This is a genomic window from Aeromonas sp. SG16 (assembly GCF_024436135.1).
Lineage (GTDB): Bacteria > Pseudomonadota > Gammaproteobacteria > Enterobacterales > Aeromonadaceae > Aeromonas > Aeromonas jandaei.
The window spans coordinates 167,613-180,582 of record NZ_JANFNW010000001.1; the positions used below are offsets into that span (position 1 = coordinate 167,613).

At 57.5% G+C, this 12,970-nt stretch carries 26 protein-coding genes; 25 read left to right on the top strand and 1 reads right to left on the bottom strand.

The window, feature by feature from the left end:
- Window positions 1-109: 109 nt before the first annotated feature.
- Window positions 110-844 carry a helix-turn-helix domain-containing protein gene (locus NOM67_RS00765; RefSeq protein ID WP_231499739.1) on the bottom strand — a complete coding sequence of 245 codons (735 nt, stop codon included), beginning with the start codon at window positions 842-844 and terminating at the stop codon, window positions 110-112.
- A 16-nt stretch (window positions 845-860) separates the two neighbouring features.
- Here NOM67_RS00765 and NOM67_RS00770 point away from each other — a divergent pair, with 16 nt between their 5' ends.
- From NOM67_RS00770 to NOM67_RS00890, 25 genes are all read left to right on the top strand, one after another.
- The gene (locus NOM67_RS00770) at window positions 861-1,067 is read left to right on the top strand and encodes a Cro/CI family transcriptional regulator (protein WP_041208796.1); all 207 of its coding nucleotides are present in this window, start codon (window positions 861-863) and stop codon (window positions 1,065-1,067) included.
- 38 nt (window positions 1,068-1,105) lie between these two features.
- Window positions 1,106-1,504 (top strand): hypothetical protein, encoded by a 399-nt coding sequence (locus NOM67_RS00775; RefSeq protein WP_255933131.1) that lies wholly within the window; start codon window positions 1,106-1,108, stop codon window positions 1,502-1,504.
- Window positions 1,505-1,509: 5 nt separating this feature from the next.
- Window positions 1,510-1,728, top strand: coding sequence for a hypothetical protein (locus NOM67_RS00780; protein ID WP_255933132.1), 219 nt, complete (start codon window positions 1,510-1,512; stop codon window positions 1,726-1,728).
- Window positions 1,729-1,775: 47 nt separating this feature from the next.
- A complete protein-coding gene (locus NOM67_RS00785) occupies window positions 1,776-1,931 on the top strand; it encodes a transposase (RefSeq protein WP_255933133.1) in 156 nt (51 codons plus the stop codon).
- Window positions 1,928-3,358 (top strand): DNA (cytosine-5-)-methyltransferase, encoded by a 1,431-nt coding sequence (gene dcm, locus NOM67_RS00790; RefSeq protein WP_255933134.1) that lies wholly within the window; start codon window positions 1,928-1,930, stop codon window positions 3,356-3,358. Before NOM67_RS00785 ends, dcm begins: the two co-directional genes overlap by 4 nt.
- On the top strand, window positions 3,355-4,389 hold the full coding sequence (locus NOM67_RS00795; protein WP_255933135.1) for a conserved phage C-terminal domain-containing protein: 1,035 nt from the start codon (window positions 3,355-3,357) through the stop codon (window positions 4,387-4,389). Before dcm ends, NOM67_RS00795 begins: the two co-directional genes overlap by 4 nt.
- A 37-nt stretch (window positions 4,390-4,426) precedes the next feature.
- Window positions 4,427-4,855, top strand: a complete 429-nt coding sequence (locus NOM67_RS00800; RefSeq protein ID WP_255933136.1) for a hypothetical protein — start codon at window positions 4,427-4,429, stop codon at window positions 4,853-4,855.
- A gap of 2 nt (window positions 4,856-4,857) precedes the next feature.
- Complete coding sequence (locus NOM67_RS00805) at window positions 4,858-5,160, top strand: hypothetical protein (RefSeq protein WP_255933137.1); 303 nt, start codon at window positions 4,858-4,860, stop codon at window positions 5,158-5,160.
- Between the two features lie 75 nt (window positions 5,161-5,235).
- The gene (locus tag NOM67_RS00810) at window positions 5,236-5,532 is read left to right on the top strand and encodes a hypothetical protein (RefSeq protein ID WP_255933138.1); all 297 of its coding nucleotides are present in this window, start codon (window positions 5,236-5,238) and stop codon (window positions 5,530-5,532) included.
- Window positions 5,529-5,714 carry a hypothetical protein gene (locus NOM67_RS00815; RefSeq protein ID WP_255933139.1) on the top strand — a complete coding sequence of 62 codons (186 nt, stop codon included), beginning with the start codon at window positions 5,529-5,531 and terminating at the stop codon, window positions 5,712-5,714. The genes NOM67_RS00810 and NOM67_RS00815 overlap by 4 nt, the downstream gene beginning before the upstream one ends.
- Window positions 5,715-5,716: 2 nt before the next feature.
- The gene (locus tag NOM67_RS00820; RefSeq protein ID WP_255933141.1) at window positions 5,717-6,247 is read left to right on the top strand and encodes a Rha family transcriptional regulator; all 531 of its coding nucleotides are present in this window, start codon (window positions 5,717-5,719) and stop codon (window positions 6,245-6,247) included.
- Window positions 6,248-6,249: 2 nt separating this feature from the next.
- Complete coding sequence (locus NOM67_RS00825) at window positions 6,250-6,843, top strand: DUF1367 family protein (RefSeq protein ID WP_255933142.1); 594 nt, start codon at window positions 6,250-6,252, stop codon at window positions 6,841-6,843.
- Window positions 6,840-7,169 (top strand): nuclease domain-containing protein, encoded by a 330-nt coding sequence (locus NOM67_RS00830; protein ID WP_255933143.1) that lies wholly within the window; start codon window positions 6,840-6,842, stop codon window positions 7,167-7,169. The genes NOM67_RS00825 and NOM67_RS00830 overlap by 4 nt, the downstream gene beginning before the upstream one ends.
- Window positions 7,166-7,591, top strand: a complete 426-nt coding sequence (locus NOM67_RS00835) for a hypothetical protein (protein WP_255933145.1) — start codon at window positions 7,166-7,168, stop codon at window positions 7,589-7,591. The genes NOM67_RS00830 and NOM67_RS00835 overlap by 4 nt, the downstream gene beginning before the upstream one ends.
- Window positions 7,588-8,286: a TIGR02642 family protein gene (locus NOM67_RS00840; protein ID WP_255933146.1), complete on the top strand. Its 699-nt coding sequence runs from the start codon at window positions 7,588-7,590 to the stop codon at window positions 8,284-8,286. The genes NOM67_RS00835 and NOM67_RS00840 overlap by 4 nt, the downstream gene beginning before the upstream one ends.
- A 929-nt stretch (window positions 8,287-9,215) precedes the next feature.
- Window positions 9,216-9,518, top strand: a complete 303-nt coding sequence (locus NOM67_RS00845) for a hypothetical protein (RefSeq protein WP_255933148.1) — start codon at window positions 9,216-9,218, stop codon at window positions 9,516-9,518.
- A 36-nt stretch (window positions 9,519-9,554) separates the two neighbouring features.
- Entirely contained in the window at window positions 9,555-9,749 is a 195-nt protein-coding gene (locus NOM67_RS00850; protein WP_255933150.1) for a DUF3283 family protein, read from the top strand.
- A 22-nt stretch (window positions 9,750-9,771) separates the two neighbouring features.
- Window positions 9,772-9,957, top strand: coding sequence for a hypothetical protein (locus tag NOM67_RS00855; RefSeq protein WP_156128726.1), 186 nt, complete (start codon window positions 9,772-9,774; stop codon window positions 9,955-9,957).
- A gap of 145 nt (window positions 9,958-10,102) precedes the next feature.
- Window positions 10,103-10,420: a phage holin family protein gene (locus NOM67_RS00860; RefSeq protein ID WP_042031437.1), complete on the top strand. Its 318-nt coding sequence runs from the start codon at window positions 10,103-10,105 to the stop codon at window positions 10,418-10,420.
- Window positions 10,420-10,899 carry a TIGR02594 family protein gene (locus tag NOM67_RS00865; RefSeq protein WP_255933151.1) on the top strand — a complete coding sequence of 160 codons (480 nt, stop codon included), beginning with the start codon at window positions 10,420-10,422 and terminating at the stop codon, window positions 10,897-10,899. The genes NOM67_RS00860 and NOM67_RS00865 overlap by 1 nt, the downstream gene beginning before the upstream one ends.
- Before the next feature lie 55 nt (window positions 10,900-10,954).
- Window positions 10,955-11,179 (top strand): hypothetical protein, encoded by a 225-nt coding sequence (locus NOM67_RS00870; protein WP_255933152.1) that lies wholly within the window; start codon window positions 10,955-10,957, stop codon window positions 11,177-11,179.
- Window position 11,180: 1 nt separating this feature from the next.
- A complete protein-coding gene (locus NOM67_RS00875; RefSeq protein WP_255933153.1) occupies window positions 11,181-11,411 on the top strand; it encodes a hypothetical protein in 231 nt (76 codons plus the stop codon).
- Between the two features lie 53 nt (window positions 11,412-11,464).
- Complete coding sequence (locus NOM67_RS00880) at window positions 11,465-11,644, top strand: hypothetical protein (RefSeq protein WP_225628359.1); 180 nt, start codon at window positions 11,465-11,467, stop codon at window positions 11,642-11,644.
- On the top strand, window positions 11,645-12,541 hold the full coding sequence (locus tag NOM67_RS00885) for a terminase (RefSeq protein WP_255933157.1): 897 nt from the start codon (window positions 11,645-11,647) through the stop codon (window positions 12,539-12,541).
- Window positions 12,542-12,575: 34 nt separating this feature from the next.
- Window positions 12,576-12,944 carry a hypothetical protein gene (locus NOM67_RS00890; RefSeq protein WP_255933159.1) on the top strand — a complete coding sequence of 123 codons (369 nt, stop codon included), beginning with the start codon at window positions 12,576-12,578 and terminating at the stop codon, window positions 12,942-12,944.
- Window positions 12,945-12,970 lie beyond the last annotated feature (26 nt).

The following is a 12,970-nucleotide window of genomic DNA, read 5'->3' on the forward strand; positions in this document are numbered from 1 at the left end:
AATAGAAAACGTTCGGTTTTTCGAACTATTTTTTTTGCGGTGGTGTTATCCGGCAAGATGAAGGCACAAAAAAGCCCGCGTGATGCGGGCTTTACTGATGCTGTGGTGGTTACTCTTTTACGTCTCGTCGCAGTTCAATCATGCGCCCGTACACCAGGGCATCTTTGATCGGTACCACTCCAAGGCGAGGGTCATCGGTTACCAGGGTGATGCCTGATAGACCTGCTAGAGCCTTGAGCAGCCTTTCCTGCTTGTTGCTCGATAGCCTCACAAGAACGATGTCGTTATGACGAGGCTCGCGATCAGCAAGGTCAATAACGCAGATGTCACCAACTCTGATGCCGGTTTCGGAGAGGTTATCATCGTCAGCAACAATCCCTATCAGGTGGCCATTGGCCTCACTGAAAATACTCCTGCCGCTGTCGAGCGTAGACAGGGCATCGGTTGGGTGTTTGGCCATCTCAGCCATTTCCCATACCGGAACCTTTCCGAGGTTCGTGTCTGACACATAGGTGCCGCTTTCCTTGCCGGTATATAGCCATAGAGGATCACACCCTAGAGCCTTTGCTATTGAGAGCAGGCTGCTCACTCGCAAGTCCTTGGATGGGTTAGACAGCAGCTCGGAGATCACGGCCTTGCTTACCCCTGACTTGCGCGCCAGATCGGCCTGATTCCACTCACGCTCATTCAGCATGTATTTCAGTCGATCTCTAAAAGAGGTCATGTCGATCTCGTTCGAATTAAAAAACACTTGGTCATTTTGACCTATTTCTTGTGCGAGATGCCGATGGTTGACTTGTTCGGAAAACCGAACCAAAATGGATTTTGTATTGTCAGTAACCATAAAAGGACCCAGACCAATGAAGAAAGACCAAGCCATCCAGTTTTTTGGTGGTAGCAACGCAATGGCACGCGCCATCGGCGTCACCAAAAGCACCGTATCCGAGTGGCCTGATATCGTTCCGGCCAAGTACGCCACCAAAATTCATTTTGCCTCCGGTGGCAGCCTTGATTTCGGCCTGGAGGATTACCGACCAGAGCAAGAAGAAACCAAGCAGGCCGCCTAACCACCGGCCTGACCAATAACCACCAAAGGACCACGACCATGGGAAGAGACGCGCTACAAGACCACCAAAAACTAGACACCATCTCGCCACTACGGGTGCGCGGCACTGTCGGCCACCGCCAAGTGTGGCAGGAAGTCGGCGCCGAAGTCGGCATGACTGAAACCGCATTTGCCCGCACCTCGCTGCTGATGCTCCTTAACTCCATATCGAAGCACGAGCCGCAGATCCTGGCGAGAGCCGTGAAACGAGCCAACCGGAGCCTCATAGAGCAGGGTTACCCGCCCGTCACCGTCGATGAAATCCTGAAAGGGGATGGCCTGCCAGAGCGCGGCCTGCTCACGTTCACCGCTGCCGACGAGGCCGCATACGACGAGGAGCGCCCCAAAAAGCCGGTGCAGAAGCTCATTGGCCTGATCAACTTCGTTTTAGGGAGATAACCACCATGACTATCCAAGCAAGACCGCCTCGCCCCGCAGCCAAGCACGTCAGCGATCGGGAAAACATCATCCTGAAATCGGTAATTCACGAGCTGTCGCTCGAGCTGGACACCGCGCTTATCCCAACTGCGCACGCCGCCGGCACCGATAAAACCGCCGTTCGGCTCTCACGCGAGCTGATGGCCCGCAAGATCGAGCGCGCCGAGAAGCAGCCTAGCGCTTAACCAGTAGCAAACCAGCCCGCCTAACCACCGGGTACAGGACCAAGACCATGACTATTGAACCCAAGGCCCTGGGGGCCGCCTCTTTTTCCACTTCCGATCTGTGCCACTGCCCGCGCTGCGGCAGCGAACTGCGCACCGGTACCGATGACCGCTCATTTGAATGCCAGGGGTGTGACTACACCGAGCAGGAGGTGGCGGCATGATCTACGGCAGCGTTTGCAGCGGCATCGAGGCCGCCTCGCTGGCTTGGGAGCCGCTTGGCTGGAACCCTGCGTGGTTCGCAGAGATTGAGCCATTCCCGAGCGCGGTGCTGGCGCACCATTGGCCGCACGTCACCAACCTTGGTGATATGACCAAGATTGCTACCTCCGTCCTCAAGGGGGATGTCGTGGCTCCCGACATCCTTGTCGGCGGAACGCCATGCCAGGCGTTTTCCGTTGCTGGCGCCCGCGAGGGGCTGGCTGATTACCGTGGTTTTCTGACTATCAAGTACGTGGAGCTTGCCAATGCCATTGATCAAAAACGAGCAGCAGCTGGAGCTGTTCCCTGCATCACCGTCTGGGAAAACGTCCCAGGCGTCCTCTCGTCAAAAGACAACGCTTTTGGCGCATTCCTTGGCTTCCTTGCCGGGGAAGATTGCGAACTCGTCCCACCAGGGAAGAAATGGGAAAACGCTGGTTGTGTGCTTGGCCCCCAAAGAGCAATCGCGTGGCGGATCCTCGATGCCCAATATTTCGGAGTGGCCCAACGCCGCCGCCGTGTGTTCGTTGTCGCAAGTGCTCGAGAAGGGTTCGATCCCGCAAAAGTTCTTTTTGAGTGCGAAGGCGTGCGCCGGGATTCTGCGCCGAGCAGAGAAGCGGGGAAGGCAGTTGCCGCCCTTACTGCAAACGGCGTTGGAACGTGTGGCGCAGACGACAACCATGGGCAAGCCGGACATCTGATTGCGCAGCATCTTGATGTCGATTGTATCGGCACCCTAACGGCAGGGTTTGGAAAGGTTGGCGCTCCTGAAGTGGACGCCTATACCTGCATCCCATGGGCAAGCCATGTTGCAGAAACACTCAATGCCAACGGCAAGGCTGCTGGCTCGGCCACGCAGCAGGACGCCGAGGCTGGTCTGCTGGTTGTCCACGGCACCCAAGACCCAGATACCAACGTCGAGCTTGCCCACACGTTGGGCCGCAATCAGGGGCAGGAGAATGCGGTTCTGGCCAAGTACAACAGCATCAAAGGCCACGATCAACGCGTCATATTCGCTGCCAATAACTGGGATGAGCTGGTGCCGATAGCATTCAGCTCCAAGGACTATTGCGGAGACGCAACCGAAAACATGTCTCCGACACTGCGAGCTGGCGGACACGCAGGCAGCCATGCCAATGCAGGTGCTCCCCCTGCGATTGCTACAGCAATGGCTGTTCGCCGCCTAACCCCAGTCGAGTGCGAGCGCCTGCAGGGGTTTCCTGATGGTCACACTGACGTGCCATATCGCGGCAAGCCAGCAGCTGACGGACCGAGATACAAGGCGATCGGCAACTCCATGGCGGTACCGTGCATGGCATTCATTGGCAAGCGCATAGACCAGCACATGTCTGAGATAGACCTCCCAGCTGTCGATGAGGAGGCAGCATGAACACCGTTATCAAATTCCCGGGGGCAGGCGCCCCCATTTCCAAACCTATCAGCAGAGGTAGCAACGTGAGCGAAAATGCCCGCAATGGCTTCCGCCTCGCTTACTCGTCGATGCTGAACGCCCCCTGGTACAAGGATGTCGCCAAGAAGTCGGTGTGGCTGCATCTGCTGCTTGATGCGGCCTATGAGAGCCGTGAAGTCACCTTCAATGGCAACCGCCTCACCATTCATCGAGGCCAACTGGCTTGCTCTGCTCGTTCGCTCGGGAAAGCGTGTGGCGTATCTGAGGATCAGGCTCGTAGGGCGCTGGACTATTTCGAGGAGGAGGGGGCGATCGGCAGGACGACCAAGCAGGGCAAGAGCGGTTACACCATCATCAGCCTGCTGAATTTCGACGCTTATCAGCGCGGAGTTTCGCAACACTTTAGCGCGGAGTATGGCGCGGAGTTTGAGGGCGCGCCAGATATGGTGTTAGAGGGTGATCGCCAACTCAGCGGCGCGGAGTTAGGTGCGGAGTATCACGCCGAAGATCTTATCATTAATAACAATATAAACTCTGAAGATAATAAACAGATCTCTTGTTCTGTTTCTGACGAAACAAAACCGGCTAAAAAAACGGCAGAGCCATCAGCCGATTCTCTGGCTGTGCTGAACCACCTCAACGCCGCATGCAATCGCCGCTATCAGGCCAAGCCAACCACCCTGCAGAACATCAACGCCAGATTGGCGGAGGGATACTCCGTAGCCGATCTGCAACTGGTGACCGACTTCAAGCGCGAGCACTGGTCTGCAAACCTGAAAATGGCCGAGTACCTGCGGCCAATGACCCTGTTTGCGCCGCAGAAGTTCGCCGGTTATCTGGCTGGCGCCCAACGCTGGGATCAGATCGGCCGCCCGCGCTGCGTGAACGGCGAGTGGGAGGGCTTCGAGGGCAAGCGCAAGCCGATGTCCAACATTGCCGCCGCCCAGCAGCAGGCGCGCAGTCTCATCGAATCGGGAGCTGTCAGCTATGACGACGACACTCCCCTCTAACGTGACAGCCCTGCCAGCAAACCAAGAGGCGCCAGCCATGAGCGCCCGCATGGCTGCGTTTATCGCCGAGGAGCTGCTGCCGCTGATGGCGGGGAGCTGGCCTGCCAGCGCCAACCAACTTGATGCCAATGCACGCGGCGTGGCGCTGGCCTGGGGTGGCGTACTGCGCGGGTTCACCCCAGCCCAGATCCGGGAGGCGGTGATGTGCATGGCTACCGAAGCAGAGCGACAGTTCGCCCCGCGCCCGGCAGAAGTGCTGGCAGAGATATTTCGCAGGCAGGCAGCCACGGCTGCACCAACCAGGGCGCCACGGCTGGAGATCTCCATCAGGGCATGCGAGATGGAGGCGACCGTGATCGTGCTGCAGCGTGACGGCGACGTGACGAGCGAGGCGGTGCAGGTTGAGCTGGACAGGATACTCACCGATCGCCGCCAGCGCGGTTTTGCCATCACAGGGAGGATTTAGGGATGTTCAACCAAGACGTGATCGCCGCGGTCAAGGCCGCGAAGTTTTGCCGGGTGGTGATCTATCCGCCCGTGCGCGGCTGGTGCGGGGAGCGGGTGCTGCTCGAGGTGGCAGACGAGATCGCCGTGCTGGGACACACCGATTGCCAGCGCGGGGCGGGTCATTGGCTGGTACTCGACACGACGCCTGAGCAAGTGGCGGAGGAGGCCGAACTGCTGAGAGGCGCGCCAGTGCTGGTGTTGAGAGGTGGTGTTGCAAATGGAGCTGTGGATAACTTTGATGGGGAGGGCCTTGCCAACCAGTGACAACCGGTATATCGCGCCGTAACATGTTCATGCCGGACTTAGACCACCCGGCTGTTTGACCAAAAGGACCCGACCATGACCGCAAAATCGAATACCAGAGATCTATCCGTTGCGACCCAGCTGGGGCGCGTCATCGCGATAATGCGCGACGGAAAAGCCCGCACCCTGCGCGACATCGAGCGCGAGTGCTGGAACCGCTTCGGCCACGCCGACACCCAAGCCGCCATCAGCGCCCGCCTGCGCGAAGTGTGCTGCCATGGCTGGGAGAAGCACTCCACCTGCCAGACCATCGACAGCAAGCAGGTTTGGCATTACAGCCTATCGCCGTTCCCCACTGCGGAAGCCGTTGCGGCTAAGGCGGTGGCAGCATGAAAATTCCACAATCCGTGCTGGTAGCCGCGATCGCCTCGGTTGGTCGCTATTTCCAACCGCTTCCGCCTGCGCTGTTCTTCAATCCGAGCAGCTCATTCTGCATACCCAACCCGCGCAATGACAGGGCCGCAAAACGCCAGCGTGCCGCCGCCAAGCGCCGCAACAAAGCCAAGCGGGGGTGAGGATGAGCAACCTGACCAAAACCCAAGAGGCCCAATTCCGTGAGCTGGTGATCGCCAAACACGGTGAGGCGTTCACAACCTCCCGCAAGGTCGCTGAGCTGTTTGGTAAGCGGCACTCCGATGTTATGCGCGCCATCTCCAATCTTGAGTGCAGCGCCAGCTTCAACGAGCGCAATTTTGCGTTGGTTGAGTATCGCGATGGGAAAGGGGAGGCTAGACCTGAATACCTCATCACCAAAGATGGAATGGCATTCCTGGTGATGGGCTTCACAGGCAAGCAGGCTGCCCAGTTCAAGGAGCTCTATATCCTTGCCTTCAACTGGATGGCTGAGCAGATCCGCACTACCCATGAGCTGACCAGTTGGCAGCACGACTTCACCCGCAGAGAGGCTGTGTCTGTTGCCAACGGTACGCTGCATGGGCAGGGTCTGGCCCGCCGCCGTATCGAGAAGCATGCGCTGAGCAATGAGCAATCAGCCATCCATGCCAAGCTCCAGCTGTGCTTGAACCTGATCGGTGAGGAGGCAGCATAACCATGGAGCTTACCCTTCTAAAAATGTCAGGCGGGGTGCTCGCCCCGTCCACTCCGGCCGATGCCGAAGCCATCAAGCTGATGCCGATCGGTACCACCATCCTGGCTAAGGGGAAGGGGCGCCGCAATCTGGCGTTTCACCGCCGTTTCTTCGCCCTGCTCAACCTGACTTTCGATTACTGGGAGCCAACTGGCGGCATGGTATCGCCAGCCGAGCAGGGGATCCTGTCCAGGTTCGTTCGCTACCTCGCCCAGTTCGGCGCAGGTAGCGTGCTGGACAAGGCCAAGGATGAGTTTATCGACCAGCTGGCCAGCAGTCGCATCGAGCGCCACGGACCCCAGGCTGAGAAGTCGTTTGAGGTGATGCGCAAGTGGCTCACCGTCGAGGCCGGTTATTACACCGTCGTGATGCTGCCTGATGGCGGTATGCGCAAGGAGGCCAAGAGCGTCAGCTTCGCCAAGATGGAGCAGGCTGAGTTCTCCGACCTGTACCGGGCTGTGTTCGGGGTCTGCTGGCGCTATGTGCTGAGCAAGCAGTTTACCACCGAGGAGGAGGCTGAGAACGCCTGCTCCCAGCTGATGGGGTTTGCCGGATGAGATTCGAGACCAGCCCAATCCGCTCCAGCGACCTGCGCGATGGCGCTCGCGGCCAGATCTGCAAGATCCAGCTCGCCGGGGTCTGTATCGGTGGCACTGAAACCACCGTGCTAGCCCATCTGCCCAGCGCTCCGCATGGAATGGCACTCAAGGGGGATGATTTGGTGGCTGTTGAGGCGTGCTGCGCTTGCCATGACGCCATTGATGGCCGTATTGCCTATGACTGGCAGCCAGGGGAGCGTGAAGAGGTCACCTATAGCGCCCTGACCCGCCAGCTGCACAGCTGGGTGGTTCGCGGACTTGTTAGTGTGAAGGGGGTGGCATGATCCGCCTATCCGCCATAGAGGCAGCCCGCCTGCTGGATAAGCACCCGAAAGCGAAGGCGGTAGCGAACCAAGCCAAGAAATCCAAGCAGGTGGATGAGCTGCACGGCAAGGTGCTGGCCCAGCTGGTCGGCTTCCCTGACCCCGCCACCGAGCTGGTGTTCCATCCCAAGCGCCGCTGGCGTCTCGATTACGCCTGGCCAACCCGTATGATCGCCGTCGAGATCCACGGCGGGATCCACTCTGGTGGCAGGCACACCCGCGGCAAAGGTTTCATAGAGGACCGCGCCAAGATGAACGAGGCCGCCCTGCTCGGGTGGACTGTCATCGAGGCCACGCCAGAGCACATTCAATCCGGCCAGCTGCGCGCCTGGCTGCTCACCGCTTTCAATCAGGACCAAGACCAAACGAGGACCAACCCATGAGTAATTCACTGGAAATGGCACTGCGCCTGTTCTCACCAAAAGGGGCGCTCCATGAGCCGACATCCAGCAACTTCAACGCCCTGGGGCGGGATGACTTTATCGGAGCTCTGCAGGTGGCCGCCAAGTCAAACCAGCGGGGGCTCCAGTACCTGATGGCCGATCACCTGCTCGATACCGCTGCCATCTCTGAGCTACTGGCTCACTTTGAGTACGCTACCGGTAATGAAGAGGCCGGTGGAATGGCGTTGGCCATCCTGCTGCGCCGCCCGCTGCCTGAGCAGCTGGATCGGCTGGTATCCTCCCACCCCCATTACGATAAGGAGCGCCGCCGTGCCGCAGTGGTGATGGAGAAGGCCAAACGTGCCCACCGGTCAGGAAATGGCCACGAATATCAGCGCCTGCTGGCTGAGCGTAACGGGATCTTGTCTCTCGCCCACGACCACTGTGTCGCCGAGATGCTGCAATCCGGCCGCTGCCCGCACTGCAAGGGGACCGGGATCCGCCCCCGCAAGGGTGACGAGTGCCCCAAGTGCCACGGTACCGGGCGAGTAGTGCCCCATGCAGATATGGTCGCGCGTCGGTTCGGCCAGGAGATGCGACAGAGCGTAGAGCAGCTGGTTGATGAGGTGATCCACCAAGCGTCCGATCTGTCCAAGATCATGGACCGGCAGGTGCGCGAAATGCGGGCGGCTTAACGTGTATTTTTCAGCGTTTTTTTGGGGTAAAAAATTGATGTTGGATCTGGCCTTAAAATTGAGTGTCGTTTTTCGCTCTGATTTGAACATCAACTTGAGTTGATTTTCGAGGTGGAATCGCTCAGTATTAGTACGCTAAAGTTCAGCAAAAAAAGGGCCCTAAGGCCCTTGGATTTTGGTGATGAAATCCTCTAGATGCTTACAAGCATCGACAGCAAGCCTGACAAGTCGGAAAAACGCGTTGGCTAGCTTGAGGAGTGATTCTGCTGAGTAAGCTATTGCAAGTAGCTTATCAGCTAGCTTCGAAGGCCCTGCAGTTGCAAGCTGTGGGGTCTTTGTCTTTTCGGCTTTCGCCGAACGTTTTCGCCCATTCTGGCGTCTCGATGGTGCCATATAGTTCCTCTCTATTAGGCGGTTGATAAAGTCGTTTGTGTAAAAGCATATTCACCTCGCTTGCTGTTTGGTGTAGTTGGTGGCTTGCTGCCAATCCCTGCATTTTCCGATCATTCGTCAGCGGGGACAAGGCATGATTAGCGGTATCGAAATTTAAGGTTATGCCTACCAATGGCACTGCACTCTAATTGTAAGAAGCTACCAGCAAACAGCGTGTTGGACAAACTTGCCAAAGTGACACGATCTATGTTGTTGATTTAATTGTGTAATATAAAAAGTTAGTCCAATGAGTATGTTTTGGTATGTTGCCATCACAAGAAGAAAACTCCTCTTGGGGGATTTCCGCATCGCCATTGGTGTTAATCGTGACACCGCACCAGGCACGTTTCGATCTGCTCTCGTTGTAAAACCGCTTTTTACAACGGCGCCAGCAAGATTCGTTGTATTCAAAGCAACCTTATCCTGTGAATTTTCTACTGCGTGCAGACCTCCATCGTACCGGCTAAATTGAGAGCAGTTGGCTATGGAGGGACTCAATGGACAGCAAGTGGAGGTGGCCTGCTCTTAAGGTGGCGAGGTGGGCGCTCAATCATGGTGAGTTCTTCGATCTGTACGATGTGTCATATCTGCTTGGCATCCCATCAAGCGATGCCGGCAAGTTGGTTATCTATCTGAGGTCGTTACGCTGTGTGGCGACAGAGGCAGAGACCAGGCGTTGCAAGCCTGAGCGTGGGAGGGTGGCTTGCCGCAGGGTATTCCTCAAGGTAGTGGCAATCCATATTGATCCTGCAGTAGAGCAAGATAGCCTTGGCGTAGTGGAGATATCGGTTACCGATTGAGGTAGTATTCCTCAAAACTGCGTTTTGGAGTTGTCTATGTCATTCAATCTGTGCACCCTTCCCAAGGATGAGCAAGAGCGAGTTGAGGTCGAGAAGGCCGCAGCCTATGCGGTGTGGAAAGAGCGTAATCCCGAGATCAAAACTCCAGCCGAGAGCGAGGCCTGGAACTACAAGGGGGAGATGCAGGCTTACTTCCTTCAGCAGGTTGAGCGGTATAGAAAAATCAAATAACCATCACAATAAGGAGATACATATGGATATGAAAGATGCAGCAGAACTTAGAGCGAAGTGGGATGGATCGCCATGCGAACACGCCAATCTTGCGAAAGAGTTTTATTCTGGCTCACCTACTGGTGACTATGTGTGCACCAAGTGTGGCTCAACAGGGTGGGGAAAGGATTGGGCAACTAAAGAAGTTAAAGAGTCGCACAGGTCTTAATATTCGGCATGCGCAGTTTGCTGCTGGTTGAATCCCAGCCTCCCCAGCGTTAGTATCTATCAAAGATGGCCAGATTCCCCCGGGACTCTGGCCTTTTTCATTTCCGGCCCGCCATCGTGCGGGCTTTGTCGTTTCTGGAGGGGCGATGACGCCTGACAAGGATCCACAGAACTACAGCATGCTCGCCTATCTGGCGTTTGGCGGGCTGAGCGTATGGGGAGGGCTTGTGACCTACATACAGACAGTGAAGCGCGAAGGGCGGCAGTTCCGCTGGGCGGAGGCGGCGCTGCAGGTTGTGGTGTCAGGCTTCGCCGGGATGCTGACCATGCTGCTGAGCTGGTATATCGCCGCACCGCTGCCGCTGTGTGGCTTTATGGCCGGCCTGGCTGGCCTGATGGGGTCGAAGGCTCTGGAGCTTTACGAACGCCGGGCAACCGGCTGGATGACTGGGGGGAAAGAGTAATGGCACAGCGTTGGGTAGAAGAGGCCCGCCGACATATCGGGCTGACTGAAATAAAGGGGCCTAAGCACAACCCGGAAATCGTGGCGATGTGGAAGGCTATCAAGCGTGGCGGCATCCAAGACGATGAAACGCCGTGGTGCGCGGCCTTCGTAGGTGCTTGCTTGGAGCGCGTCGGCATTCAGTCCACCCGATTCGAGGGGGCACGCTCTTATGCCTCCTGGGGGGAGAAGCTGGATAAGCCGGTGGCTGGCTGCGTGGTGGTGTTCAGCCGTGACGGCGGCGGCCATGTCGGTTTCGTTGTGGGGCAGGATAAGGCTGGCAATCTGTTGGTGCTGGGTGGTAATCAGGCGGATGCCGTGAATGTGAAGGCGTTCCCTCGCTCCCGGGTTACCGCATACCGCTGGCCAATTGGTGAGCCCATGCCGGCAGGGGATCTCCCGGTCATGGCCCCTGCCGAGTTCTCGAAGTCAGAGGCGTAGGCGTCAGCCTTGCCGATATCGCCGGGTAACCGGTAACAGCAGAGAGGAGAGTGCGATGGATAACATCGTAGAGTTGGTGTTTCACTGGCTTGTAATCCTGATGGCCGTGGTAGGGGGCGCGTCCCTTGTTGTGCAGGGTCTGGCCAAGATTGCGGCCGTCACCCCGTCCACCCGAGATGACGAGATTATCGGGAAGGTTGATGCCTTCTTGGTCGGTCTCGCCAAGATCCTGGACAAGCTGGCCCTGAACCTGCCGGCCGACAAAGCCCGGAAGCAATAACATGAACAGCTTGCTCCAACTGCTCGACATTCTAACGGCCCTTCTGGGCCGTTGGCTTAAGCAGGAACGGGCAAGGGAGGTGCAGGAAAGCTATGACCAAAACCATAGTGACCCACAAGGGCGCTTTGCTGATCGCTTCGGCGCTGCTTCTGGCCAGCTGCCAGACGACGCCAAGCCAACCAGCGAACTGCCCGCCACCAACTCCCAGGCTGACATGGAGCCCCGCCAATAACGGCGGGGTTTGTCTTTCTGGGGAATCAACGGCCGACCTACTGGACTATCTCGATGCATTGGAGCGATGCAGTGGTTAATGGCATTACCGTGACCGGGGTGATCACTCATGTGAAGGAGTATGACGGCAGTCATGCCCTGGTTGTTCTCAATACCGGCGTCTCCGTAGTGGTACCTGCAACCCATCAGCCCGTACCCGGCGACACCGTTGTCGAAGGCGAGCTATCTCTCTAAATGGCAAAGACCGACTGGGCACAGCTCAATGCAGAATTCCTGCAGGAGCACGAAGCGACCGGCATCAGTGCAAAAGACTGGTGTGACAGCCGCGGCCTGAACTACAACTCGGCGCGTCGCTATTTGAAATCTCGGGGGCAATCCTCCGCACAACCTGAAAAATCTCGCGTAGCTGCGCAATCTGCGCAATCCGAAGTGCGCAAAACTGCGCAATCTGCGCAAAGTGCGCAACCCAAGGGGAATGAAGGCAAGGCCAATAGAGGAGAGGGAAGAGGGGAAAAGTCATCTTCATCCCCACACACCTCGGCCGATTCCGGTCAGGAACCCAAAAACAAGATGGGGGGCGGCAGGGATGGCAGCGGCCGCTTTACTCTTGGGCACAAAGAGTCAGTAGGTAATTCAGGCAACCCGAACCCGCCAGCCAACATCAAGCCAGGTATGCAGATAGCCAAGACCCACGGCGGTTACGCCCAGTTCCTCGAGGCCGATGAGTTGTTCGACCAAGCCGAGGAGTTGAGGTTGCGGGATGAGCTGATATTCACCCGGGCTCGCGTTATCTCCGTCACCAAGACCTTGAAGAATCTGCAGCAGGACTTGCTGGACGCCACCGAGATGACCGACCGGATAGCGCTCTATGACAAGATCCTGAAAGCCGAGCAGGCGCTGGATCGCAACATCACCAGAATTGAGTCCATCGAGCGAACCCTGAGCACCTTGCGAATTGATGCGGTGACCGGCCCCAAGATTGAGGCTGATACCAAGCGCATCGAGGCGGCCACCCGCAAGCTGACGGCAGAAGCCGATCGGCTGGAGAAGGATGGCGGCAGTGATACCACCCCAGTTAGCGAGATGGTTTCAGAGCTGCACGACATGGGGACTGGAGGGTTGATGTCGTGATAAAATATGCCGTCGCTATCAGCTGGGGGATGTAATGAGAATTTACCGCAAGGACGAGATGGGGAAGGCTGTTTACATCGCTGACTACCAGTTGCCAAGAGAGGTGTGCGACGCCATCGATTCAGGCCGCGAGGGATGCGAGGTGTGGTACGAGCTGCCGCCTGTCATGGTGGAATTGCGACTGATTGGCAGTGACAACGAGCCTGATTATGCCGCCACAGTTACCCATGATCGCATCCTCATTGAGCCATGCCGCCTTTACCGCAACGGCGTGCTGGTCGAGATGGGGGCCATGATTGCCGACCCCATCCATGTGGCGATGTTGGCTGATAACGTAAAGCAGCGCGCTGCAGCCAGGGATGAGATTGGCCATATCACTGCAGCATGGCGCGAACGAGCATAACCACAGCATCCAAACACCAACCCGCT